A 23829-nucleotide genomic window follows, 5' to 3' on the forward strand; every position below is an offset into this window, starting at 1 on the left:
ACCACATTGAATGCGCAAAGAAAGAACGTGAGCGCATAATAGTGCGCAACTACGAAATGAAGGAAAATGCAGCTTGGTTAAAAGATCATAATCAGCAAATTAACAACCAGTTGAAAGGGTGAAGGATATGGAACAACGAGAAGTAGATTTTAATGTAAAAAGCTTTTTTCTAAAAGATGATTATATCAAGGCTGGTTCTCCAGTTATGTATTTTGAATTTAACAAGTCGGAGTATTACGGGTTAATAGCAGTTCGTAAAGATTACAGCCCGGAAAATAATCCTTTGAAATTATCAGGTAAGGAAGCTTGGCAAAGAGCTATTGAAACGTATATTGAAACTGTGTGCGGTGATGACGAAGAATCGATTGAGGCAATCGAGAGTTATCCGAAAGAAATTTCTAAATCGGAGGCATTATTAAAATTCATGCTTGCTTGTGAAATGAAAAGTAAAACTGTTGGTGAAGTAGTAGAGCAATTTGAGTTGATTGAAAATGGGCTTGTATTGGTTGATGGCAGCTTAATCTAGTTACTGCACATTTTGCACAAAATGCGTTGTAGAGAAAGGGAGATGTTTAGATGATAAAGATTCAATATTTGAGGCCGTTCCATATAAAGCACACAGGTGACAAATTACGTTTAACGTTCTCTAATGAACAGCTTACAATCGCGAAGGATGAACAAGAATTTCATTTCATAGCAATTGAAGGAAAGGAAATGAGTATTGATTTAAAAACGATGCAAATCGAAAATCTTTCGGAAGTATTCGTGTTTCAGTGTGGCAATCGCTTTATTCGTTTGTCGTTGTATCAAATGGCGATCATCTCAGACTTGGATAAACATCTAAAACCGATACTCGATATGCTTCCACAAACAGAAGTCATCGAAACTTCGACCGATGAAGCAGTAGCAATTGTAGCAGAACTTGAAAAACAACAGTTAATGGATGCGATTGATGTAGCGCTTGATAACAGGAGAGAAGCCTTGTTTGTTGAACTATCAAATAAATTACAGGAGGTATCTTTATAGAATCAAGAACATTTGAACCAAAATAAAGGAAGGAGAATTTTAATGAAAGCAATAGAAGTGCGCCAGGCACGAAAGGAATTAAAAACTAAACGGCTTGCTATTTTACAAAAGTTAGATGAGCTGCAGGCTTCGTTAAAGCGTGAAAAGGACAAGGCAAAACGCAAAATGGTTTTACAAGAAATTAAACGATGCGGAAAATTGTTAGAACAAAAAGTCCTTGTTCATGTGGACGATCATCCATTTAAAGATCAGGAAGAATATAAAATGTACGCATCTATTGGAAAAGAAAGAGAGTTGTCAGTAAACGTTTATCTTAAATTAAAACAGCGCGGTTTTTCCGATAAAGAAGTAGCTGAAATTGTAGGTATGCCAAAATCAGCAATTGATAAATGGAAAGTCCGACACGGAATTAATCGAAGCATGTGGAAGGTAATTGAAGCAGATGCTTGAGCAACTAACAATATTCGATGCAGCACCAGAAGTGATTTTTCAAGAACACGATAAAGTTAAGCTTATTCTACTGGAAGAAGCAGCTGATAGCGAATTGCACAATTACCGTAAATATTATTGCTCTCACTTGATTAATAGAGTAGGAGAAATTCAGACAATTACACAAAATTACTCTGGCACAACAAATTACACTGTTTTAATTGCTGGCGAACAAATCATATGCGAAGAAAAAGAATTGCAGTGGATCGCATGAAAAAAGCTACGGCGGCAACCGTAGCTTCTACATATTTTCAAACGTTTTCCCTTGCACCAATTGACTCATTATAACACAAAGGGGGGAACTGTATGAGAATGCGAGAATTGGAAATTTCTGTTGATGGCAGTTTGAATGTTGATATAATGGAGTTACCTGAGAATTGTGTGATAGTCGTTTCAAAAGGGAAAGCAAAAGTAGCGGAGCTTCCTAAACATGCCGAAACAAAGATCATTACTCACCAAGGCCAGGTAAAACGTGTTAAGTGGGATGAGGGTGAGGAGTTTTGAAATACAAATTATAATTATTTTCCCGTGTATTTACTAAAATTAAATGAGGTTCGTTACCAAAACATGTGCTTTACTTAAAAAGAAAGTGTACTACTTTATTAGCACATGGAACGGAAAGCGTCCGCCTGGAGTGGAATGTGCTGTCAAGTACAGATTTTGATGTAGAGCCTTAAATGAAGAACAAAAAATATTTTAGGAGGGTTAAAATGTATACAATATTAAATATACCAGCTCTTATAAACGACATCTATGAAGATTCAAGAAAAATGTATAAAGTAATTGGAGAATTAGAAGATATATATAGGGGATACCGAGGACATGACGAGGGAGAGTACTCTTCAGAACAAATTGAGTTGGAAGAATACTTAGTATCATATATTGAATCAATGCATGTTAAAATTTGTATGATTATGGAATTTTATAAATTAGATCAACTTTATGAACAATACTTAAAAGAATATAATAGTTATTCAAAAATTAAATTGAAACTCTATCTAGAAGTGGATGTTTTGGATAGTCCTGTATTCGGTATCATGAATAAATATATCCGTGCAATTAGTTTTATTGAAAATACTGTTAATGATAATTCGATCATAATTCAAAATGGCAATAGTATTAATAATGAAAACAGTGTTAATAATGATACTAAAGTTAGTGTAGCTGTTACTAATAAAATAGATATAGATAATCTTCTTGTGAAGTTAAAAGAAATAAAATTTGTTAATAATGAGAAAGAAATTGAATTTCAAGTAATAGTAAGTGATTTAGAGAATTCAATAGAAAATGATAATAAAGAAGAAAGTCTGGTTAAAAAACAATTTAAGAGAATTAAAGATTTCCTTTGTTCAACGGGGGGAGATTATGTTAAAGATGAGTTGAAGTCTCAAATACCAAACATTATAAAAATTCTAACAGAATTACAATAAATTCCAATTGTTAATTTAAAACAATTGGAAAATCAATAGCTAAATAATAGTTCTACCAGCCATCTGGAGGACAACAATTGATAGCAGCATTTGCTGCCGTCTCTTGTTGTCCTCTTTTTTATTTATCTTAACGCAAACATACACAAAGTGAAATTCCAATTCGGAATAAAGGGGAGAGGGGCATGCGGACATTGCAATCAGAGTTAGCTCGAAACGGCTTGGGCAAAAGTAAAACGAACAAAAAGACGGCGACAAAAAGACGTCAACCTTCAAAGCAAAAAGAAAAACTTAGTAGACGTGATGTTGAGGATTTGATGGGTATTCGACGAGACACGTTCAAGCGCGTTGGCGGAGCAATTCGAAGGAAATAAGAAAGGGTGTATAAACATGCAAACATTCGATATTAGTACTACAAAAAATGAATTCATCACAAAATTTATTGAAGGGCTTTTTACGGTCATAGAGAAACTAAAAAATTATCTAAAAAGCTTCGTGGAGCATTTTAGGCCGTTTCTAGAAAAATACCAGGCTTCATTAAAGCGGGAGGAACAACTTGAACAAAACATCCAGCAGCACAAATTAAATTTACAAAGGATTTTTATCAGGGACCAGGTACTGGATAGAAGACCTAGATACAGGGTTCGAAAAATTATTCATTAAAAATTAAATAAACTGGAAGGTGAGTTCATTGAAAAAACATATCCCTCGAATTGACGAGAAGAAGACTAAATTGGCTTTGGAAAAAGTATTGGATAAATACCGTGAATATTTAATGACGCTACCATCTAGTGAGATGCCAACAATTACGCCGTCGTATTCTATTATTCCTCCAAGTAATACGAACACGTTTAATAGTAAAACGGAAAATGTGGCAATTGAACGTGCAGAATATGAACTGGCACGTACCAAGTTTATGAATAAGATTATTGATGCACTGCAAACATTGAAAGAGGAAGAACGCCTGATTATCGTGGACCGCTTTCTTGCAGAAGACATTAAATTTGATATTGATATTTGGACGGATCTGGCAGTTGGCAAAAATAAATACTATAAACTGAAATGGCAGGCAATGCTTCGTATGGCATTCGCTTTGAAAATCGAAGTCTATTTTCAGGACAAGGATAATCGAGGTGTAGCAGTATGACAAGAGTGCAGCCAATACGCGATAAAGAATTGCTGAGCAAATTTAAGCGCTTTTTCCAGGAAAAGAACGAACGCGACTTCATCATGTTCTTGGTGGGCACTCAATGCGGATTCCGTATTTCGGATATACTGCCATTGAGAGTAAAGGATGTGCTTGGGTGGGATATTATCGTTTACGAAAAGAAGACAGACAAGTATCGTGAGGTCAGGATGCCACCAGAACTGAAAAAAGCTGTTCGAAAATATGTTGACGGTAAATCAAAAGACGAATTTCTATTCAAGTCCCGTAAAGGAAAGAACCAACCAATTACACGAAAGCGAGCTTATGAAATATTACGTGAAGCTGCAGAGTATTTTGATCTTGAGCGAGTGGGTACGCATACGCTGCGCAAAACATATGGCTACCATCACTACAAGAAATTTAAAAACATTGCGATGTTGCAAGAAACACTAAATCATAACAATCCATCTGACACTCTCATTTATATTGGTATTATTCAAGACGAATTAAATGCCTTACAATCGAAAGTTGACTGGTAAACCTCCAAACTATTGGAGGTTTTTTGTTTGCGCATATTCTTATCATGCTTTTAATTATGTAAATTTTAAAGGGTCTTTTTTAGACAAAGTCACATTCGGTTTTAGAGGTGGCTAGAAGCTTATATACGGTGTGGTATTTGGCAACTTGGTGAATGTGACATTATAGGAGTAATGACCTGTTCAAAGCATGTAAACAGGCGATAAATAGGCGTTATATTTACGTGATTTCTATGCTGAAAGATTGATTCAAATTAAGTTAGGAGGAAATGGGGATGATTTAAGGAGGAAATCGGGAGGAAAAGAGGAGGATTTCGGGACACGTTTTGGAAATAATCATGATATATTGGTATTATTAGAGAAAATTGTTTGGTTGACTTAAAGTTTATTTATACATAAAGGTTAGATATTTTGGATTTAATAATTGAAGGAGGAATTCGGGATAGAAAATAATTGCGAAGATCAACTAAGTAGAACAGTAACAAAAGAATTAGAAATGATAAACCGAGAAAAGCTTAATAAAAGAGTGGGTAATAAATTTATATTATTGGGATCAAGTATTATTATTACTTGTATACTGAGCATTTTTTTAAAAGGCAACTTTAATGTAATAGAGGAATGGATAAAATCTAGCAGTGGTACGATATTAATCTTTTTAACTGTGGGTATGTTTGTAATTGCTATTGGTATATCACTAAGCAGAATTAAGGAAGATAAAACTAACTTTAGATTAAGTACATTTTTTATGGTATGTAGGTTGGCCATTATTTTATCTCTATTCATACAGCCTTCCTTCTTTTTAGAATATATAAAAGGATTAATTGAAAATAGTATAATTTTTATAGGCTTGTGTTTATATTTTGTTGTTCTTTCAATTTTAATTGAGGTAATAGATATGGTAGTAGGTTTTATAAGCATTATTAGAAATGAAGTTTCAGAAAAAGATAAGGTAACAGTAGTAATAGCTATTCTAACGCTAGTGGTAGGTTTTGTAGCATTATTTAAATAATAGTAAAACAAAGGTCATATTCAATAGGAGTATGGCTTTTCTTATGGAATAAAAACCATGAATCATCGAGTTGCTTCCTCCTCAACTCACAAGATGGTGCATGGTTTTTATTTTATAAACCTTGAAAGGAATGAATGGAATGGCGACAGCAAAAGAAATTCTACTGGAAAATAAACGCGAAATGGAAAAGCATTTTAAGCACATTGAGGAGCGAATAAATATATTACAAGAAGATATCGCTACTGCTCATCAGCAAAGGAAAGAAATCAAGTCAACTATCGTTAGCATTGATCTAGCGTTAGTCCAGATTGAAGAAGGTGAATAACATAGGGACTATTTACGCTAAGTGCAACAAATCATGCGGTCACAAGTGGCACGTTGCACACTTCAATAAGGACAAACTACCAGGTGGTGTTGAGAAGACCTACTTCACTTGCCCAAATTGTCAGCGCGATTACGTCTGCTTCTATACAGATGAACACGTTCGCCAGTTACTGAAGAAGGTGCGAGAGATTGACCGACAATTAAAGTGGAAAGCAGGGACAGATGAGTATCAGACATTGGTATCAATGCAGATCTCTTTGCGTGAAGAAATCAAGAAGCACATGAATGAATTGAAGGCAGCTGCTATTGATGGTTAACAACAAGCCCTATGACAAGTACTCGCGCAACAAGGACCGTGACCGCTTCTATCATTCTACCGCTTGGAAACGTGCTCGCGAGCTTGCATTGCTTCGAGATAGCTACCTATGCCAAGAGTGCTTGAAGCATAAGCGCATCACCAATGCCGACATGGTTCATCATATCGTTGAGGTAAAGGATGACATCAAGCTAGCACTAACGTTAAATAACTTAATCAGTCTCTGCAATCAATGCCACAACAAGCAGCACGGTCAGCAGGGTTATACATCTAACAAGCTAAAGGTCGTTACGATACAAGCTAACCCTGAAATAATCTAATTCTACACTTTAGTTAATTAAAGTTTATACTAAAAATATATTATTCTATTATAGCCCCCCCTTAAAGTTTTTTTAAAATAATATATACCCTACACCGGATGCCTCAATCGCTGAGTGCGCGAGGTGTTTTTTAGGTAAAGGGGGGTCAGCAAAAACTCCATGAAAGGAGGCGAAAAAGTGGCGATTCCAACAGCAGCCAAAATTCGCAAATATTTGGGCGAAAATTATCAAAAATCTGATGATGAGATAATTCAGCTTTACGTGGAGACACATAGATTTTATCGTCGACTGAAAAAAGAGGTTGATAGTAATGATCTAATGATGGAGTACACAAATAAAGCGGGTGCAACAAACGTCATTAAAAATCCAATGGCCATTGAGTTAACAAAAACGGTTCTTGTATTGAACAACTTACTAAAATCACTCGGTCTCACTCCAGCGCAACGAAAGCAACTAGAAGGTGATGACGATGACGAAGATTTCGATAACTTCTAGTTCTATCGAAATTAAGAAATGGTACGATGCTTGGAAAGCTGAACAAATTGAAAAGGGACATATCTTGTTAGATGCTTCTCCTAATCTATTAACAACTTGGTATGCTGAACGTGTTTTAGCAGGTGACATCATTGCTGGTGAGAAAGTAAAGCTTGCTTGTACCCGACATATGAACGATCTTGACCGTCAAGGCACAGATGAATTCCCCTATATTTTTGATGAAGAGATGGGTCACCGTCCGATTCGCTTTACCGAAAAGTTTTGTAAGCCATCAAAAGGCGATTACAACAAATTGGTGTTGCAGCCGTGGCAACATTTTGAAATAGGTTCTCTATATGGTTGGGTTCACCGTGACACGTATTACCGCCGATTTCGTGAAGGAGTCGTTTTTGTCGCTCGTAAGAATGGTAAAACAACAAAGATTTCGGCGTTGTCCGATTATGCAGTTTGTAAAGACAATGAGCCAGGAGCACGCGTTTATATTTTGGCCAACACGAAGCAGCAAGCAGGAGAGTTATTTGATGAAGCGAGAGCAATGATTCAATCCTCTCCATCATTAAGAAAAAAATTAAGAGAAAATCAAAAAGGCATTTTCCATGACCAAAGCAAAAGTAAAATCGAATCTCGTGCATCTGATTCAAAAAAATTAGACGGACTCAATACACACCTGGGTATCTTTGACGAGATTCACGAGTTTAAAGACTTTAAATTAATTAACGTTATTAAGCGTTCTTGGTCTGCACGAAAGCAGCCAATGGTTCTCTATATTACAACGGCAGGATATGAGCTTGACGGTCCACTAGTTGAATATTACGAAATTGGCACAGACGTTTTACAAGGAACGAACACGCAGGATCGTAAATTTTATCTGTTATTCGAGTTAGATCACGAAGACGAAATCAATAATCCGGAAATGTGGATTAAAGCAAATCCAAATATCGGTGTTTCGCTTGATCTCCCACAGCTTGTTGAAGATTTCAATTCAGACAAAGACACTCCTGCAGAGTTCGCCGATTGGGTTACCAAGCAGTTTAATATTTTTGCAAAAGCAAACGGCCAATCATTTATTACTTATCAGACGTTGAAGAAAAACAATAAAACAATAGATATGGATAGCTTGATTGGAATGGAATGTGTCGGTGGTTTCGACTTATCATCGACAGAAGATTTCACAAGCGCCAATTTAGAATTTCCTCTCTATGATACTAGAGAGGTTTTTGTTTTGTCCCATTCGTGGGTGACAGAGAAAAAGGTAAATGAGGATGCTGAAAAACTCCCATATCGTGAACTTGAAAAAGCAGGAGAATTAACAATTTGTGAAGGTGATTATATTGATTATCAGCTCGTTTATGAGTGGTTTGTTGAGCAAAGCGAGATGTACAATATTTTAAAAATCACATATGACCGAGCAAATGCGTTCCGCTTAGTGAAGGCACTTGAAGCATACGGTTTTGAAATGCAGGTAACGATTCAAGGTCCAATCACGTTGAGTCCGGCAATTAAGGATCTAAAGGAAATGTTTTTAGATGGCAATGTGATTTTCAATAATAACCGTTTGCTCCGCTGGTATATAAACAATGTACGTATTAAAGAAGACCCTAAAAAGAACTGGATGGCTTCAAAACAGAGTAGGTATCGTAAAATAGATGGATTTGCATCGATGGTCAATTCACATACAGAAGTGATGGTCCTACTAAGTGAAGTGAAACCGACTGGCAATGCAGGGTTTATTTCAGTGACTTAATCAGGAGGAGGTGAGAAATTGAAATTTTGGCAACGTGTAAAAGTGTCGGCTTACTCAGCATATGTATCATGGAAAGGTGCAGGCTACAATTTTACTAATTGGATAGGGCGAACCTTTTGGGGCATCGACAATGGACAATTAGCCACAAATGAAACAATTTTTAGTGTAATTAGTCGTTTGGCTAATACCGTTTCAGCACTTCCGATTAAGCTCCATCAAAATTATAAGCTCGTCACAGACCACCAAGCTTACGACACATTAGTAAATGAGCCAAACCAAAATATGAACTCCTTTGATTTGTTGAATGCGCTAGAAGTGAGCCGAAATGAATCAGGGAATGGTTATGCAGTTATTTTGCGTGATATTAGACAACAAGCCCATGAAATTATACCTTTAGATCCGTCATGTGTAACAGAATTTATTAATCGAGATGACGGTGCGCTCTGGTATAAGGTGCAAGGTGAGACTAATACAATGTATGTTCACAACAGCGACATGCTGCATGTAAAACATATTCGTGGTCCGTCACGTTGGCGAGGCATTAATCCATTAAAAGTTTTATCCAATACGATTAAATATGATAAGGCTGTGCAGGAATTTAGCTTGTCTGAGATGGAGAAGAAAGAATCATTCATTTTGAAGTATAAAGCCAACGTGGACACGGAAATGCGAGATCGTATTATTAGTGATTTCCGTCGCTTTTATGCAGAAAATGGAGGAATATTATTCCAAGAGCCAGGGGTAGAAATTGATAAATTACAAAAACAATACTTTGCATCAGACACGTTGGCATCGGAACGAATTACACGTTCACGAGTAGCCAACGTTTTTAATGTGCCAGTTAGCTTTTTAAATGATGTTGAAGGTGGCTCCATGTCATCTAATGAACAAATGATGATTCAGTTCGTTAACATGACGCTGCTTCCAATTGTGCGCCAATATGAGCATGAGTTTAACCGTAAATTACTTACTAGCGAGGACCGTAAGCGCGGCATGTACTTTAAATTCAATTTGGGTGGACTACTGCGCGGCGATACTTCAGCACGTACACAATTTTATCAGGCTATGTTACGTAGCGGCGCCATGAAACCGGATGAGGTACGAATGCTTGAAGATCTCGCTCCTATGGGTGGTATGGCTGACGTTTTATGGATAAGTGGCGACCTGTACCCGCAGGAAATGGACCCGACATTGCGTAAATCAAATAAATCGCCTATAGAGGGAGGTGAAATTTAGTGACAGTAAAGCAGAAACAACAAAATAAGTTCTTTCAAATGAAGGCGTCTGCTGACAATAAATCAGCTGACGTTTTTATTTATGGCGAAATTACAAAGTATGCGTGGGAGGAGTATGGTGAAGTTTCCTCTATTACATTTAAAAATGAACTTGACGCGCTTGGAAGTGACATTGAAACAATCAATCTGTACATCAATAGTCCAGGTGGTAGCGTTTTTGAAGGCTTAGCAATCATTAATATGTTGCAACGTCATGGAGCACGCATTGTTGTTCATATTGACGCACTTGCAGCTTCTTGTGCGTCCATTATTGCAATGGTAGGCGATGAAATTCGAATGCCTTCGAATAGCCTAATGATGATTCATAATGCTTGGACATGGGCAAGTGGTAACGCAGCACAATTACGCAAAGCAGCGGATGACATTGAGCGTATCAATCAGTCGGCTATTCAGATTTACCTGGACAAAGCTGGTAACAAATTAGATGCGGATACATTACAAGCGCTACTAGATGCAGATACGTGGCTATCGGCTGAACAAGCATTTGAATACGGTCTTTGTGACGTTGTAGTTGAGGCAAGTAACGCGGCAGCTTGCGTTGATGAGGAATTAATGAAGCAATATAAAAATGTACCCCAAGAATTAATGAAGCAGCCTCAAGTAAAAACACAAATGTCAGCCGAAGAAAAAGCGTTCCGTGAAAAAATCCTTGCAGATTCGAAGGCGAATCTTACTTATTTGAATGCATTAAATATTTAATAAAAATTAGGAGGTTTTCTACATGAAATCATATTTAACAGCAGCAGTCACAATGGCAATGCTTATGCCACATGACTTAACAATGTTCGGAAAAAAAACGATTTACGAATTAAAGCAAGCGATGGCAACTCTTGGTCAGCAACTTGCGAAAACAGAGGAAGATTTAGGTGCAAAAGCAATGGACCCATCAGCTTCCATTGAAGATATTAAAGCGGCGCAATCATCGAAAGCGGATCTTCAGGCGCGTTTTGATGTAATCAAGCAACAGCATGATCAACTTGAAGCAGAGCAAACTGCAAAGTTCGCACAGCAAAAAGCGGGTATATCAGGTATCGAGAATCCACAACAAAAAGTGGTTGCGGCGAAAGCATCATTAATTCGTTCTACGATGCGTAGCAAAGTAATTGATAATGATGTGCGCGCGGCACTAGGAGACGATGTTGCATCAGGTGGAGGTAAGTTCCTACCGAAAACGGTTTCTAATGACGTTATTCTTGCACCACTTGCGAAAAATCCATTACGGGGGCATTCTGCTGTTACTCAAATCACAAACCTTGAATTGCCACGCCTATCGTTTATATTAGATGATGATGATTTTATTGCAGACATGGCAACAGCGAAAGAACTTGAAGCAAAAGGCGACACAGTAACCTTCACGCGAAATAAATTCAAAGTATTCGCAGGTGTATCCGAAACGGTTATAAACGGTTCAGATGCTGATTTAGTTGGTCATGTTGAAAATGCGCTTAAATCGGGTGTAGCTGCAAAAGAAAAGAAAGTAGCTTTTGCTGCAACGCCAAAAGTTGGAGAAGAACACATGAGTTTCTATTCGACAGAAAATGCAATTGCAAAAGTGACTGGTGCCGACACTTACACGGCTATTCGCAAAGCGATTGCTAATCTACATGAAGATTACCGTGAGAATGCCAAAATCCTCATGTCCTATGCTGATTATTCTGACATCATCGAAAAATTAGCAAATGGTAATGCAACTCTATATACTGCACAACCTGAGCAAGTATTAGGCAAGCCAGTTATCTTTGCGGATGCTGCAACAAAACCAATCGTAGGGGATTTATCTTATTCTCACTTTAACTACGATATTGGTGAGACGTTTGAGCGTGACAAAGATATCAAAACAGGCATTGAACAATTTGTTGTCACAGCTTACTTTGATCACCGTATTAAATTAGCCTCTGCATTCCGTATTGCAGATGTAGTCGCAACTCCTTAATTGGAGTTAGCGGCTTTTAATTTTGTCTTTGAAAGAAGGTGAATTACATGTACAAAGTGATTAATCGATTTAAAGAAAATCGACACGCAGGTCACATTTATGAGCCTGGAGATATCTATCCAACTGAGGGAAAAGAACTCGATGAATCGCGTGCAACATTTTTAACCCAACCCCACCACATTTATGGCGTACCGTTTTTGAAAATTGTGGAAGATAAGACATCTGAACCACCAGTTCCAAAAACAACAAGAGCTAAAAAAGCACCGGCTACTACCGTAGAAAAAGGTGATGAATAATGGCTGAGGAAACTTACTCATTATTAGATGAGCTCAAGGAATTCTTACGTGTTGATGGGGAGGATGAAGGACGTTCCCTCAAGACATTTTTAACGTCAGCCCAGATTTATTTAGAGGGAGCGGGTGTGAAACAGCCCAATGATTATTATCTTGAAATTGACGGAAGAGAAGTGTTTGCCCAACATCGCTTAGCCGTCATGGTGCTCGCTACACACTTTTATGAAAACCGCCTAGCAATTACACCGACGACGATTAAAGTAGAACAAATTCCAATTCCATATGGTGTTCAGTCGATGATTTTACAACTAAAGTGGGTGAATCCTGATGAACTATCAACACAACAACAATCCAGCGAAACTGAATAACCGCATACTTTTTCAAACACCACCTGATCCAAAAGCAATTGGACCTGATGGCTACGCATCGGAAGAATGGACGGATTATAAAAAAGTGTGGGCTGAAATTAAAACGCAGCGCGGCTACAAAGTATTTAATTCTGATGCTACTCAGTGGCAAGGGAAGAGTATTTTCGGTGTTCGATATCATGAGGATCTTTCTGAGGAAATGCGAATTGTTTTTAAAGAAAAAACCTACGAAATTGAATCAATAGTCAACGATGATGAACGTAATCAGTGGCTCACTATTATCGCGGCGGAGGTGTTGTAGTTGGAAATTAATTTTAGTGGTCTTGATGCAGTAATGCAAAATATAGCTCGAATGGCTATTGAAGAAGATACCGAACGTAAGGCTCTGATCAAAGCAGCCAAAGTTGTAAAAGATGCGATTTCGGAAGAGGCGCCAGTTGACAAGCGCTCAGGAGAAGATTCTGCAACACTTAAAAACAACATTAAATCAAGCCGTCCTGTCGATGGCGAAGTGAAAATTCACACTGGGCAAGCTTATCACGCTCACTTAGTTGAGTTTGGTCGTTCAGCAGGTTCTGCAGTCGCCAAAAAGAAGGGGAAAGAGCAGAAAGTCACATGGGGCGCAACTGCAGCGAATCCCTTCTTTACACGCGGATTTGAAGGCAGTAAAGATACTGCGATGCTGGAAATGGCAGAAGTCATTAAAAGGGATTTGAAACTATGATTGATATTAATACTCATATTATTAGTGCGCTCAGTCCACTCAATAAAGCTGTAGCCTTTCAAGCATTACCAAAAGGCTCAACTCTGCCTGATCAGTATGTTACGTTTTTAGAAATTAATGCAAATCCGTCACTAGAAGCAGCGGATAAGGAATTTGAAACAGAACGTCTTATCCAGCTAAACATTTGGTCAAAGTCAAATCCTCATACACTTTCTGAAAACATTAAGAAGTTAATGGACCAAGCAGGTTATGAGCGTACATTTGAACACGACGCACCATATAACGAAGGCGACTCACACTTTAATAAAGTGATGCGGTTTGCCTTTTTTGACGACTACTAAAATTAGGGGGTTCTTAAATGACACCATTAAATGAAAAACCACAGAAAATTAGTTTAAAGAAAATCCATTATGCAATTATGACGAACGAAGCTACAGAAGCGTGGGGAGCAGTTAAAACATTAACAATGCCTATCTCTTTAACGTTAACACCGAATTTTTCTGAAGCGCACCTTGATGCCGGGGACCGTGTTGTAGACTCTGAGGCGCAACTTGATTCCATTACAATTGCCGGAGAAACTGCGGATTTACCAACAGAAGTATTAGTTGACTGGTATGGCCATGCGATGTCAGACGAGGGTGGTATTATCACCAACTCAAATGACTCGCCTAATCCGATTGCAATTGGTTTTGAATCTGGCTCTAAGCTGACTTGGTTCTTCAAATCAAAATTAAAACCGGGTGAAGAAGCGGCAGCTACTCGTAAAAAAGGAGAAACAAATTACAAAACGTATCCTTTCAGCGGCGAAGCATTACCTCTTATCAACGGAAACATTAAACATGTCGTCGATACACGCGATACTGGAGTGACAGCAACAGCAGAAACTTTCTTTGCTACAGTAACATTACCGACAATTACGCCAACACCTTAATTCTAATAAAAGCGGTCCTTTCGAGGGCTGCTTTTCTTTTTAAATTTAATAATGTACTTAACGAAAAGGATGGGATTTCATGAAAATTGTAGTACGCATTAAAGGTGAAGATAAAACGTTTATAAACGATTTCGTAGCAGCACGAATTTTCCGCAACGCACTAGCCTTAAACGAAAAAATGAAAGATCAAGGTACGAATATTTCTGTTGATACTTTTGATGAGATGGTGGAGTTCGTTATTGCGGTCTTTAATCATCAATTTACTGTGGATGATTTTTATGACGGCGTAGAAGCGTACAAATTCCAAGATGAAATTATGCGCGTGTTTAATAGTGTACTAAATGTAGGTGGTTTAGAAACAGTAGACTCTGAGGGAAAGTAAGTAATAATCCTTACGAAAGCATTAAGCAAATGTATAGGGACTTACTAAAAGCCGGATACAAGCTCCATGAGATTGACCAGATGGATATTCATTTTTGGTATGAGCTTATGAGCGATTATGAGGAAATTGAAGAGGTCACAGCAGATGATATTAATTGGCTGTGATTTTTATTTTGCCTAAAAAGGCGGTGAAGAATATATGACAAGTTTAGGTTCATTAGAGGTTAGTCTGTCGCTTAATGCGGCAAATTTTAATAAAACAATAGCTCAAGTGGATAGGCATTTAAAATCCATGGGTTCTGAGTTACAAGCTATTCGTGCAAAAGGTGCAGCTTACGAGAACTCTATTGATGGTATGCGCCAAAAACAAGATGTCTTAAATCGTTCATTTGATGCCTCCAGCTTAAAACTGCAGGAACAGCGCAAACGCTACGATGAGATGAAGGCAAGCGGCACTGCAACGGAAACACAACTTGAAAGGCAAGCGAATCTCGTCAACCGTGCGCAAACTGAATATAACAGATTAGAGCGCGAGTTATCTGAAGTGACAGAAGAACTTCGCATTCAATCTAGTCAGTGGACTCAAGTAGGTCAGCGCATGGAAGCAGTAGGTGCTACCTTAAAATCAGTCGGCGATAAGATGTCTTCTATTGGTAAGGATTTATCAATGAAAGTAACGGCTCCAATTATCGCGTTAGGTGCAGCTTCATTTAAAGCGGCAGTCGACTTTGAATCCGCTTTTGCAGGCGTTCGCAAAACTGTTGATACGACAGAAGAAGGCTTCGCTAAACTTGAGCAGGGTATTCGTGATATGGCAAAAGCTGGACCGTCATCTGCAAGTGAATTAGCGGAAATTATGGAGATGGCAGGGCAATTAGGTATTGCTGAAGATAGCTTACTCAGCTTTACATCTACAGTATCTGACTTAACTACTGCAACAAATATGACCGCTGATCAAGCTGCTACCGAATTTGCTCGATTTGCAAATATCGTCGGAATGTCTCAAGATGACTTTGACAAAATGGGTAGCTCTATTGTAGAGCTGGGTAACAACTTCGCAACGACTGAATCCGAAATTTCGGCTATGGCGATGCGTCTTGCCGGTGCGGGAGCGCAAATTGGTTTAAGTGAAGCAGACATACTTGGTTTATCTGCAGCCCTAACATCTGTTGGTATTGAGGCTGAAATGGGCGGTAGTGCGATCAGTAAAGTAATGGTAAATATGCAGGTTGCCAGTACGGCAGGCTTTAAGGGCGTACAGGAGTTAACACAAAAAACAGGCTTATCGTTGCGGGAAATGCAGTTAATGTCGTCTAACAACAGTAAAGGTTTTACGCTAATGGCGGAATCCCTTGGCATGACGAAAACTGAACTAAACAACATGATTAAGGCGGGCGCGAATTTAGATGGCTTCTCTAAAATTGCCGGAATGACTAGTGAACAATTCGTAAAAGCATTTGAAACAGATGCGATCGGTGCACTTGGGGCATTTATAAATGGATTAGGTAACGCAGAGGAAGCAGGCGAATCTGCTATTAATATGCTTCAAGAAATGGGCATTACAGAAGTTCGATTACGCGACAGTTTACTTCGTGCAGGGAATGCTAATGAGCTCTTTGCCGAGGCGATAAAAATGTCTAACGATGCGTGGGAAGAAAACTCTGCATTAACGGACGAAGCTTCAAAGCGCTATGCGACGACAGAATCTCAATTACTCACGATGAAAAACAGAATGATGGAAATCGCGATGACAATTGGCGAGATATTAATACCTATCGTTTTGGATATTGTAAATAAAGTTGCCGATTGGGTGGAAAAATTCAGTGACATGAGCGAAAGATCTCAAAAGTTAGCATTGGTAATCGGTGCAATTGCAGCAGCAATTGGGCCTCTGTTAATTATCGGAGGAGCATTAATTTCTAGTTTCGGAACAATAATAGGTGCGGTCGGTACTCTTTCTACAGCAATTGGAACGGCTGGCGGTGTTACGGCTTTATTAACTGCAAAATTAGGATTCTTATCTCCGGTATTAACTGCCTTATCAGGCCCTTTAGGTTGGACGGTTGCAGGAATTGCGGCAATCGGTACTGCGGCTGTAGTCGTAGGTAAGCAAATGGGTGAGTCCGCTATACAAATAGAGGATTGGTCAGTGGGCGTATCTGAAGCTACGGCCAATGCAGTAGGCGGCTTTGTAAAAATCTCAGATGATGTTGGTCAAACTTTATCGACGTTATATTTGACCTCCACAAAAATTACAGATGAAATTGCTACGGATTTAACTTCTAAATTCGATGCGATGTATTCTCAAATTGTGGAAAGCTCCAATGAAAAACATAATGCGCAGATGGAAAGTTTGCAAAACTATTTCCTTAATTCGTCAGCATTAACATCCAATGAAGAAGCAAAAATTTTAGAGAAGCGTCAACAAGCTCATGATGCAGAAATTGAAAGACTAACTGCTAAAAATCAACTTGTTGCGGATATTACACAAAAAGCAATTGAAGAAAATCGTCAGTTGACTTATCAGGAAAGAGTAGTAATCAATAATATTAATTTGCAAATGAAAGAAGATGCAGTACGTGTTTTATCAGAAAGCGAAGTAGAGCAAAAAGTTATCCTTGAAAAAATGAGAGTTGATGCATCTGAGGTTACAGCATTGCAGGCAGCGGAAGTTGTTAAAAACGCTGTTGATCAAAAGCAAAAAGTTATAGAAGAAGCCAATAAGCAATATGAAGAATCGATTGCTCATATAACCCGTTTGAGGGATGAAACAAGTGAGATTACTACAGAACAAGCAGATCGTATGATTGCCGAAGCGAAGAAATCACGAGATCAAACTATTTTCTATGCGGAAGAAATGCATGATGAAATTGTATCTGAAGCAAAATTACAAGCAGGCGAACACGTTGATCAAGTTGACTGGGAAACAGGCGAAATTAAATCTAAATGGGAAGTCATGAAAACGGACGTTTCTAACAAGTTGAAAGAACTAGGAACAAATATTAAACGTGACTGGACGCAAGCTTATAATGACACATCAAAATTGGTCAAAGAAATGGCATCGAGTGTAAACGAAAAATTCCAAGGAATGGGCAAGAACGTTGGCATAAAAATGAATGAAGCGAAGGATAAAATCGTCGGTAAATGGAATGAAGCAGAAGCGTTTTTAAAAGGAATTAATTTAAAGCAAATTGGCTTAGATATCGTTTCAGGTTTAATCAAAGGTATCGGAGATAAGTTTGACGGTGTACAAAAAAAAGTTGAAGAACTCGCTTCATTAATTCCTGAATGGACTAAGAAAATATTAGGTATCAAATCTCCTTCTCGCGTCATGATGGCTGTTGGTAATGATATCGGTGACGGTTTAGTTATCGGAATCGGCGATAAAGAGCCTTTAATTCAGAAAAAGATGGAAAGCATCTCTAGTATCATTACGAATGTTACCAAAAATAACGCAGCTGAAGTAGCAAAGATTGCTGATAAAGCTGAAGCAGATCGAACAAAAATTCAAGAAACATACGCAACAAAACGCAAGAATCTTAAAAAGTTTACATCTTCGCAGATTCAAGGACTTGAAAAAGATATGCACGATAAACTCGATGCGGTTAATACAAAAGCCTGGGCGGATATGCAAAAGAAAGAGTCTGAAGTCTCTTCTCAAAAGTTAGCAGCTATCAAGCAGTACCTCGAAGATAAGAAATCAACAGAGCAACTTTCTTTAGTTGCTGAAGCGCAAATTTGGGAGCAATCCATGTTAATGTTCGATAAAGGTACAAAAGAGCGTGTAGAAGCGCAGAAAACATATAAAACAGCAGTTGAAGCAGTTAACAAAGAATTGATTTCAATAAACAATGATTATTCTAATCAAATTCAAAAGGTGAATGAAGATTTAGTGAAGCAAGAAGAAACACTTACTAAAGCTTATGAAGATGCAGTGAACAAACGCGCGACATCTCTTTATTCATTCAAGAATTTATTTGATGAATTTAAAGTTGAAATTGATACAACAGGCGACCAATTACTTGTTAACTTAGGAACACAAGTTGAAGGTTTTAAAGCGTGGCAAAGGGAAATTGAAACGTTATCTGAAAAAGCGATTGATAAAGGATTGTTAGCAGAATTACGAGAAATGGGACCGAATGCACTTCCCCAATTAATTGCATTAAATAGCATGACTGATACGCAATTAACTCAATACAGTAATTTGTATAAAGAGAAATCTGCACTCGCTCGTAAACAAGCGGAAATTGAAATGGTTGGCATGAAGAACGATACAGACAAGCAAATTAAATCGTTAAGAACGGCAGCTGCAAGCGAACTCGACAGATTGCAAATTGAGTGGTCAGGTAAAATTGAGTCGCTCACTCAAACAACGGCTACAGAACTATCATCATTAAAACAAATTGGCGTAGATGCTGGTAATGGTTTGTTGCAAGGTCTATCGTCAACGCAAGGTGCATTGCAACGTAAAGCACAGGAAATTGCTGAATCTATTAGTAAAACGATTGCCAATGCTTTAAAAATTAAATCACCTTCAAGGGTTACAATGGGCTTCGGTGTCAACATCAATGAAGGGTTAATCAAAGGTATGGAACAATCGCATGGTCGTTTGCAAGAAGCGATGAACAACGCGTATGGTAGTTTATCTAGTAGTGCGGCGAAATCAGCTGAAATTAGGACAGCAAGTACTATGTCCTCCACATCAACGATTGATAACTCGAGGTATATGCAACCAAGTATTACGATCATTAACCAAGTACCGAATACGTCACCAAGTGAAATCGCACGAAAAGCATTACAAACACAACGTCAATTCGCTATGGAATGGGGTGTCTAATTGGCGGAAAAAATTATATTTATAAACGCAAGAGGGCAGTCTATCGAGTTATCGAATCGGCGCCCTTTTCTACTTGAATCTGTGGAAGGTAAAGGGGACGTAGGAGCAGATATACAAATGCAAACTGCACCTTTCCAAGACGGCAGTACGTTTGTTGATTCATTATTACAACCACGGGCGTTATCGCTTAAAGTAGCGATTTTAGCGGATGATAACGACACGCTATTAGTTCAACGTCAGCACCTAGCAACGGTATTAAATCCAAAGCTAGGTTTGGGTATGCTAATTTACGAGAACGGCAATACAATTAAGGAAATACAAGCGATTCCTGAAAGCGTACCTATATTCCCGACAGGTAGAGAAAACAAATTGTTTCGATTACAGCGTGCAATGGTTAATTTGTTATGTCCTTCTCCATTCTGGGAGGATATAAATAGAGAAAATTATAAACTAGAAGATTTCGTAGGCAATTTCCGTTTTAGTTTTAGATTTCCAGTACGATTTTCAACGCGTGGCGATTCTCGAATTCTAGTGAATAAGGGTGATGTACCGACGCCAATTCGAGTAGAGTTCCGTGGTCCAGTAACTAATCCGAAAATTACGAACCTTACTACAGGGGAATTTATTCGTGTTAATCGGGCTATTCCTGAGGGCTATAAATTAATACTCGATACTTCATTCGGGAATAAGAGAGTTGAAATTATAGGTCCTGATGACATTGTGCAAAATGCATTTCATTACATTGACTTGGCATCTACTTTTTTTAGTTTAGATGTTGGTGAAAATCGATTTAGTTTTATTACAGACGGTGGAAACCCAGAAGTGTATGTAGAATACAAACATCGCTATTTAAGCGTTTAAAAGGAAGTGAAATAATGGCAGAACATTATAGTTTTTTTGATGCAGTTTTACTAGATGATGGTGTCACATACGACAGAGAGTATAATGCACAACAGTTTACGAAGTATTTCGGAGCGCTTGTTACGACAGGAGTTATGAAGGGTACTGGCAATATGCTAGCTGTAAGTGCTAATGGTTCTAATATGGTCACAAAAATAAATACGGGTATCGCATTTGTAGAAGCTAAATATTACGAAAATGATAGCTTTAAAGAATTGACTCATGACACTGAAACCTTAGGAAATAGCCGTATTGATCGTGTGGTTATCCGACTGGATTTAAGTACAGAAGCTCGTTATGTAAAAGCATTTATCAAGAAAGGTGTGCCAACCACTAGTCCAGTGGCTCCAACGTTAACTCAAACACCTAACCTTTATGAAATCAGCCTTGCACAAGTAAAGGTAATCGGTGGACAAACGTTTATATCCACAAATGCCGTAACGGATGAACGTGGTACGGATATCATTTGTCCATATGCAGGGAGTAATATTTTACCTAATTTTGATGATAATGCACTTTCAGAACATATGGGTAAAAAGGCTTCTATAAACGAATTCGGTCACGTTAAAATAGGGACAGGAATAAATGTCAATAATGGAGTCATTAGTGCGACGCCTGTACAAAATGCTACTACATCTGTGAAGGGTATTGTTCTATTAACAAATGATTCCAGTGCAAATACCCAAGATTTAGTACCAACAACAATTGCAACCTATAGTATTCGTAATTTAGCACTTCAAGCGTATAATGTTGTTTATTCTAGTACGCCAAATGTAGGTTCTTCATCTATCGCCCAAGGGACGTATGCTTCAGCTTTTGGTTCTCTATCGTCTGCAAGGGGAACGGCAACATTGGCTTTAGGTGCCTTCAGTAAAGCAGAAGCAAATATGGCTACAGCTTTGGGTTATGGGGTAACAGCACTTAATTCAAATGAAGGCATAATTGGTGACCCAAGTTTCACTAATAAGTGGATTGTCAGAGGGGCATTAAGTGTGACAGGTACAAAGAATTTCGAAATACCACATCCACATCCATATAAAAAACATACGCATGTAATAAGACATGGTGCTGTAGAAAGCCCTACTACAGGTGACACTTTATACAGATATACAGTTGAAGCTGTAAATGATAATGATGTCGTAGAAGTCATACTACCAGATTACTTTGAGCATCTTAATATAAATGTCGATGTGTGGGTTAATCCATTCAAACATTTTGGTAGAGCTTATGGGGAAGTCATGGGTGATAAATTGCTAGTCACTTGTGAAAAAGCAAGAGTATATAAAGTTTTAGTAATTGGTACTCGTAATGATGATAACGTTCAAGATTGGTATATAAAAGGTGTTGAAAGAGAAGCAGGAGAATCGTGGTATGGGGAAACCTATTCTTTTGAAGTTGACGAAATAACAGAAGTAACAGAATTTGAGGAGGTATTGCAATGAATATTGTATTAAAGGAATCGAAATTACAATTTAAAAATCCAACAATCGGACAGCCAACTCGTGCTGTAGAAGAACACTATTATGCTAGGCGCATAGTGGCTGTAGTTGGTGGAGAAGATAAACAATTTAGATTCATGGCTAGCGAGGTGCCTTTTGCAGCCATAGAAGAAGATATGATTGCGGCGATTAAAGAGCAAATTGAACTAACTGCATTTGATGAATAACAATGAAAAAGCCCATTCGAATATTATCCTTAAACATGGACATTTTAGCCGAAATCGACAACTATGAATCCATGTTCTTCATTCGTTCCTGGCATGGCATCGGCGCTATTGAATTACGTATTAATCGTTACAAAAAATACTCAGATACATTATTAAAGGATAACCTTATTCTTGTTGGAAACAACTTGAATAAGGTTTTTATTATTAAGCACAGGGAAATTGAACTTGATGAAAACGGTAAAATCACGGAGAACTGGTTGATTAAAGGTTATGCATTAAAATCGATTGTTGCGCAGCGTATTACGATGCCACCTGAACGCACTGCTTATGATAATAAGTCAGGCAACACAGAAACAGTCATGAAGCATTACGTTAATCAAAACCTTGTCAATCCAGTAGATGCAAGGCGTAAAGTACCACAACTAGTGATTGCACCCGATTTAGCTAGAGGTAGCAATATTTCTTATTCTTCACGTTTTAAAAACGTTGGTGAAGAAATGAGTACATTATCTCTTGGAAGTGGTCTTGGTTGGGATGTAACGCTTGATATCGCTAATAAGCAGTGGGTATTCGATATTGTGGAAGGCAGAGATTTAACAGTTAATCAGTCGATGAATCCTCCAGTTGTATTCAGTCCACAATTCGAATCGCTTAAATCGATGCATTACACTCAAAGCGAACTCAATTTTAAAAATGTAGCAATTGTAGCTGGGCAGGGTGAAGGTATTGAAAGACGAATTGTAGCGGTTGGCTCATACGCAGGATTAAAACGTCATGAAATATTTATCGATGCAAGGGACGTTGCAGAAGTTGACGATGAGGAACAACCTATTCCAGTGCAACAAATTATTCAATCGTTAACGGATCGTGGACAACAACAATTAAATGAGCTGATGCAAGAAGAATATTTAGAAGGGCAGATATTAACGAATAGCCCTTTTGTTTATCAACAAGACTATGATCTTGGCGATATTCCAACTATCCAGAATGTCGATTGGCGAATCACAATGAATGCGAGAATTACTGAAGTTAAAGAGATTTATGAGCAAAGTGGTTTTAGTATTGAAGCTACGTTTGGAAATAACAGGCCAACTCTTATTCAAAAAATAAAACAAGAACTCTCACAAATTAGTGGGGAGGTTAGAAGATAATTACAGTGCGACAAAATAATAGAAGTAAAACTTTACCTCCTGTAGTAATCTAATATTTAGAAGGGAGTGTTTTTTTAACATGCTAGACTTAGAATTAATCTCATTACTAACAAGCAAATTGGCTGAATCTATCCAAAAATCAATAACCGTAAGCGAGCGGGGAAATGTTGCAGAACTAGAAAGTGAAGAACAATTACAAGAGGTACAACACAGAATTTCTGAAAATCAAGCGAGAGTAGCTCAAGAATTAGCGATAGCTCAAAGAATACAACACGCTGAAGAAGTGGAAATCGAAGAGATTTATGATAATTCCGGGAGTGCTGGGATAGGTGTACAGGCATCAGAAGGAACCCTTAATTTTGGTTTACATGGAAATGGTAGAAAAGTTGTGAAGCGAATTTATAGATTTAAAGGTGTTAACGAGTTTTCGTTGAGCGAGAGCGAAATTAAATAGTATTAACAATGAGTTGCCTTCCACGTTTCATTTGTGGAGGGCATTTATTATGCAAAAAAGGAA

31 protein-coding genes are annotated in these 23829 nt (G+C 38.0%); all 31 read left to right on the forward strand.

Features of this window, described 5'->3' with window-relative positions; translation table 11 throughout:
• Nucleotides 1–127: 127 nt before the first annotated feature.
• A complete protein-coding gene (locus tag MHH87_RS05800) occupies nucleotides 128–526 on the forward strand; it encodes a hypothetical protein (RefSeq protein ID WP_340748382.1) in 399 nt (132 codons plus the stop codon).
• Between the two features lie 50 nt (nucleotides 527–576).
• Complete coding sequence (locus tag MHH87_RS05805; protein WP_340748383.1) at nucleotides 577–1026, forward strand: IDEAL domain-containing protein; 450 nt, start codon at nucleotides 577–579, stop codon at nucleotides 1024–1026.
• 42 nt (nucleotides 1027–1068) lie between these two features.
• The gene (locus MHH87_RS05810; protein WP_340748384.1) at nucleotides 1069–1476 is read left to right on the forward strand and encodes a hypothetical protein; all 408 of its coding nucleotides are present in this window, start codon (nucleotides 1069–1071) and stop codon (nucleotides 1474–1476) included.
• Nucleotides 1460–1729 (forward strand): hypothetical protein, encoded by a 270-nt coding sequence (locus MHH87_RS05815; RefSeq protein ID WP_340748385.1) that lies wholly within the window; start codon nucleotides 1460–1462, stop codon nucleotides 1727–1729. The genes MHH87_RS05810 and MHH87_RS05815 overlap by 17 nt, the downstream gene beginning before the upstream one ends.
• A gap of 92 nt (nucleotides 1730–1821) precedes the next feature.
• Nucleotides 1822–2019, forward strand: a complete 198-nt coding sequence (locus MHH87_RS05820) for an XtrA/YqaO family protein (protein ID WP_340748386.1) — start codon at nucleotides 1822–1824, stop codon at nucleotides 2017–2019.
• 206 nt (nucleotides 2020–2225) lie between these two features.
• On the forward strand, nucleotides 2226–2945 hold the full coding sequence (locus MHH87_RS05825; protein ID WP_340748387.1) for a hypothetical protein: 720 nt from the start codon (nucleotides 2226–2228) through the stop codon (nucleotides 2943–2945).
• 182 nt (nucleotides 2946–3127) lie between these two features.
• Nucleotides 3128–3316, forward strand: a complete 189-nt coding sequence (locus MHH87_RS05830) for a hypothetical protein (RefSeq protein WP_340748388.1) — start codon at nucleotides 3128–3130, stop codon at nucleotides 3314–3316.
• 16 nt (nucleotides 3317–3332) lie between these two features.
• Entirely contained in the window at nucleotides 3333–3605 is a 273-nt protein-coding gene (locus tag MHH87_RS05835) for a hypothetical protein (RefSeq protein ID WP_340748389.1), read from the forward strand.
• Between the two features lie 28 nt (nucleotides 3606–3633).
• On the forward strand, nucleotides 3634–4089 hold the full coding sequence (locus MHH87_RS05840) for an ArpU family phage packaging/lysis transcriptional regulator (protein WP_340748390.1): 456 nt from the start codon (nucleotides 3634–3636) through the stop codon (nucleotides 4087–4089).
• Entirely contained in the window at nucleotides 4086–4628 is a 543-nt protein-coding gene (locus tag MHH87_RS05845) for a tyrosine-type recombinase/integrase (RefSeq protein WP_340748391.1), read from the forward strand. The genes MHH87_RS05840 and MHH87_RS05845 overlap by 4 nt, the downstream gene beginning before the upstream one ends.
• 421 nt (nucleotides 4629–5049) lie before the next feature.
• Nucleotides 5050–5634, forward strand: coding sequence for a hypothetical protein (locus MHH87_RS05850; protein WP_340748392.1), 585 nt, complete (start codon nucleotides 5050–5052; stop codon nucleotides 5632–5634).
• Nucleotides 5635–5773: 139 nt separating this feature from the next.
• On the forward strand, nucleotides 5774–5959 hold the full coding sequence (locus tag MHH87_RS05855; RefSeq protein WP_340748393.1) for a hypothetical protein: 186 nt from the start codon (nucleotides 5774–5776) through the stop codon (nucleotides 5957–5959).
• Nucleotides 5960–6267: 308 nt separating this feature from the next.
• Nucleotides 6268–6594 carry an HNH endonuclease gene (locus MHH87_RS05860; protein WP_340750896.1) on the forward strand — a complete coding sequence of 109 codons (327 nt, stop codon included), beginning with the start codon at nucleotides 6268–6270 and terminating at the stop codon, nucleotides 6592–6594.
• Nucleotides 6595–6753: 159 nt separating this feature from the next.
• A complete protein-coding gene (locus MHH87_RS05865) occupies nucleotides 6754–7089 on the forward strand; it encodes a P27 family phage terminase small subunit (protein WP_340748394.1) in 336 nt (111 codons plus the stop codon).
• The gene (locus MHH87_RS05870) at nucleotides 7064–8833 is read left to right on the forward strand and encodes a terminase large subunit (protein WP_340748395.1); all 1770 of its coding nucleotides are present in this window, start codon (nucleotides 7064–7066) and stop codon (nucleotides 8831–8833) included. Before MHH87_RS05865 ends, MHH87_RS05870 begins: the two co-directional genes overlap by 26 nt.
• Before the next feature lie 18 nt (nucleotides 8834–8851).
• Entirely contained in the window at nucleotides 8852–10069 is a 1218-nt protein-coding gene (locus tag MHH87_RS05875) for a phage portal protein (protein WP_340748396.1), read from the forward strand.
• A 38-nt stretch (nucleotides 10070–10107) separates the two neighbouring features.
• Entirely contained in the window at nucleotides 10108–10827 is a 720-nt protein-coding gene (locus MHH87_RS05880) for a head maturation protease, ClpP-related (RefSeq protein ID WP_340750898.1), read from the forward strand.
• A gap of 52 nt (nucleotides 10828–10879) precedes the next feature.
• Entirely contained in the window at nucleotides 10880–12061 is a 1182-nt protein-coding gene (locus MHH87_RS05885) for a phage major capsid protein (RefSeq protein ID WP_340750900.1), read from the forward strand.
• A gap of 47 nt (nucleotides 12062–12108) precedes the next feature.
• Nucleotides 12109–12357, forward strand: a complete 249-nt coding sequence (locus MHH87_RS05890; protein ID WP_340748397.1) for a hypothetical protein — start codon at nucleotides 12109–12111, stop codon at nucleotides 12355–12357.
• On the forward strand, nucleotides 12357–12722 hold the full coding sequence (locus tag MHH87_RS05895) for a head-tail connector protein (RefSeq protein ID WP_340748398.1): 366 nt from the start codon (nucleotides 12357–12359) through the stop codon (nucleotides 12720–12722). The genes MHH87_RS05890 and MHH87_RS05895 overlap by 1 nt, the downstream gene beginning before the upstream one ends.
• Nucleotides 12682–13023, forward strand: a complete 342-nt coding sequence (locus tag MHH87_RS05900) for a phage head closure protein (RefSeq protein WP_340748399.1) — start codon at nucleotides 12682–12684, stop codon at nucleotides 13021–13023. The genes MHH87_RS05895 and MHH87_RS05900 overlap by 41 nt, the downstream gene beginning before the upstream one ends.
• Nucleotides 13024–13446 (forward strand): HK97-gp10 family putative phage morphogenesis protein, encoded by a 423-nt coding sequence (locus MHH87_RS05905; RefSeq protein WP_340748400.1) that lies wholly within the window; start codon nucleotides 13024–13026, stop codon nucleotides 13444–13446.
• Nucleotides 13443–13787, forward strand: a complete 345-nt coding sequence (locus tag MHH87_RS05910; protein ID WP_340748401.1) for a hypothetical protein — start codon at nucleotides 13443–13445, stop codon at nucleotides 13785–13787. Before MHH87_RS05905 ends, MHH87_RS05910 begins: the two co-directional genes overlap by 4 nt.
• Before the next feature lie 17 nt (nucleotides 13788–13804).
• On the forward strand, nucleotides 13805–14377 hold the full coding sequence (locus tag MHH87_RS05915; protein WP_340748402.1) for a major tail protein: 573 nt from the start codon (nucleotides 13805–13807) through the stop codon (nucleotides 14375–14377).
• A gap of 79 nt (nucleotides 14378–14456) precedes the next feature.
• Complete coding sequence (gene gpG / locus MHH87_RS05920) at nucleotides 14457–14759, forward strand: phage tail assembly chaperone G (RefSeq protein WP_340748403.1); 303 nt, start codon at nucleotides 14457–14459, stop codon at nucleotides 14757–14759.
• A gap of 198 nt (nucleotides 14760–14957) precedes the next feature.
• Nucleotides 14958–19595 carry a phage tail tape measure protein gene (locus MHH87_RS05925; RefSeq protein WP_340748404.1) on the forward strand — a complete coding sequence of 1546 codons (4638 nt, stop codon included), beginning with the start codon at nucleotides 14958–14960 and terminating at the stop codon, nucleotides 19593–19595.
• The gene (locus MHH87_RS05930; protein ID WP_340748405.1) at nucleotides 19596–20456 is read left to right on the forward strand and encodes a phage tail family protein; all 861 of its coding nucleotides are present in this window, start codon (nucleotides 19596–19598) and stop codon (nucleotides 20454–20456) included.
• A 14-nt stretch (nucleotides 20457–20470) separates the two neighbouring features.
• On the forward strand, nucleotides 20471–21937 hold the full coding sequence (locus tag MHH87_RS05935) for a hypothetical protein (protein ID WP_340748406.1): 1467 nt from the start codon (nucleotides 20471–20473) through the stop codon (nucleotides 21935–21937).
• Nucleotides 21934–22161 (forward strand): hypothetical protein, encoded by a 228-nt coding sequence (locus tag MHH87_RS05940; RefSeq protein ID WP_340748407.1) that lies wholly within the window; start codon nucleotides 21934–21936, stop codon nucleotides 22159–22161. Before MHH87_RS05935 ends, MHH87_RS05940 begins: the two co-directional genes overlap by 4 nt.
• Nucleotides 22162–22163: 2 nt before the next feature.
• The gene (locus tag MHH87_RS05945) at nucleotides 22164–23312 is read left to right on the forward strand and encodes a siphovirus ReqiPepy6 Gp37-like family protein (protein WP_340748408.1); all 1149 of its coding nucleotides are present in this window, start codon (nucleotides 22164–22166) and stop codon (nucleotides 23310–23312) included.
• Between the two features lie 79 nt (nucleotides 23313–23391).
• Nucleotides 23392–23766, forward strand: a complete 375-nt coding sequence (locus MHH87_RS05950; protein ID WP_340748409.1) for a hypothetical protein — start codon at nucleotides 23392–23394, stop codon at nucleotides 23764–23766.
• The last annotated feature ends 63 nt before the right edge of the window (nucleotides 23767–23829 follow it).

The organism is Solibacillus sp. FSL H8-0538, assembly GCF_038003525.1.
GTDB lineage: Bacteria > Bacillota > Bacilli > Bacillales_A > Planococcaceae > JBBOPI01.

Excerpts from the sequence above, each read along its gene's own strand:
- MHH87_RS05800 (WP_340748382.1), top strand. The coding sequence starts at position 128 with ATGGAACAACGAGAAGTAGATTTTAATGTAAAAAGCTTTTTTCTAAAA.
- MHH87_RS05805 (WP_340748383.1), top strand. The coding sequence starts at position 577 with ATGATAAAGATTCAATATTTGAGGCCGTTCCATATAAAGCACACAGGT.
- MHH87_RS05810 (WP_340748384.1), top strand. The coding sequence starts at position 1,069 with ATGAAAGCAATAGAAGTGCGCCAGGCACGAAAGGAATTAAAAACTAAA.
- MHH87_RS05820 (WP_340748386.1), top strand. The coding sequence starts at position 1,822 with ATGAGAATGCGAGAATTGGAAATTTCTGTTGATGGCAGTTTGAATGTT.
- MHH87_RS05825 (WP_340748387.1), top strand. The coding sequence starts at position 2,226 with ATGTATACAATATTAAATATACCAGCTCTTATAAACGACATCTATGAA.
- MHH87_RS05830 (WP_340748388.1), top strand. The coding sequence starts at position 3,128 with ATGCGGACATTGCAATCAGAGTTAGCTCGAAACGGCTTGGGCAAAAGT.
- MHH87_RS05835 (WP_340748389.1), top strand. The coding sequence starts at position 3,333 with ATGCAAACATTCGATATTAGTACTACAAAAAATGAATTCATCACAAAA.
- MHH87_RS05845 (WP_340748391.1), top strand. The coding sequence starts at position 4,086 with ATGACAAGAGTGCAGCCAATACGCGATAAAGAATTGCTGAGCAAATTT.
- MHH87_RS05855 (WP_340748393.1), top strand. The coding sequence starts at position 5,774 with ATGGCGACAGCAAAAGAAATTCTACTGGAAAATAAACGCGAAATGGAA.
- MHH87_RS05860 (WP_340750896.1), top strand. The coding sequence starts at position 6,268 with ATGGTTAACAACAAGCCCTATGACAAGTACTCGCGCAACAAGGACCGT.
- MHH87_RS05865 (WP_340748394.1), top strand. The coding sequence starts at position 6,754 with ATGAAAGGAGGCGAAAAAGTGGCGATTCCAACAGCAGCCAAAATTCGC.
- MHH87_RS05870 (WP_340748395.1), top strand. The coding sequence starts at position 7,064 with ATGACGAAGATTTCGATAACTTCTAGTTCTATCGAAATTAAGAAATGG.
- MHH87_RS05880 (WP_340750898.1), top strand. The coding sequence starts at position 10,108 with ATGAAGGCGTCTGCTGACAATAAATCAGCTGACGTTTTTATTTATGGC.
- MHH87_RS05885 (WP_340750900.1), top strand. The coding sequence starts at position 10,880 with ATGGCAATGCTTATGCCACATGACTTAACAATGTTCGGAAAAAAAACG.
- MHH87_RS05890 (WP_340748397.1), top strand. The coding sequence starts at position 12,109 with ATGTACAAAGTGATTAATCGATTTAAAGAAAATCGACACGCAGGTCAC.
- MHH87_RS05895 (WP_340748398.1), top strand. The coding sequence starts at position 12,357 with ATGGCTGAGGAAACTTACTCATTATTAGATGAGCTCAAGGAATTCTTA.
- MHH87_RS05900 (WP_340748399.1), top strand. The coding sequence starts at position 12,682 with ATGAACTATCAACACAACAACAATCCAGCGAAACTGAATAACCGCATA.
- MHH87_RS05910 (WP_340748401.1), top strand. The coding sequence starts at position 13,443 with ATGATTGATATTAATACTCATATTATTAGTGCGCTCAGTCCACTCAAT.
- MHH87_RS05915 (WP_340748402.1), top strand. The coding sequence starts at position 13,805 with ATGACACCATTAAATGAAAAACCACAGAAAATTAGTTTAAAGAAAATC.
- gpG (WP_340748403.1), top strand. The coding sequence starts at position 14,457 with ATGAAAATTGTAGTACGCATTAAAGGTGAAGATAAAACGTTTATAAAC.
- MHH87_RS05925 (WP_340748404.1), top strand. The coding sequence starts at position 14,958 with ATGACAAGTTTAGGTTCATTAGAGGTTAGTCTGTCGCTTAATGCGGCA.
- MHH87_RS05935 (WP_340748406.1), top strand. The coding sequence starts at position 20,471 with ATGGCAGAACATTATAGTTTTTTTGATGCAGTTTTACTAGATGATGGT.
- MHH87_RS05940 (WP_340748407.1), top strand. The coding sequence starts at position 21,934 with ATGAATATTGTATTAAAGGAATCGAAATTACAATTTAAAAATCCAACA.
- MHH87_RS05945 (WP_340748408.1), top strand. The coding sequence starts at position 22,164 with ATGAAAAAGCCCATTCGAATATTATCCTTAAACATGGACATTTTAGCC.
- MHH87_RS05950 (WP_340748409.1), top strand. The coding sequence starts at position 23,392 with ATGCTAGACTTAGAATTAATCTCATTACTAACAAGCAAATTGGCTGAA.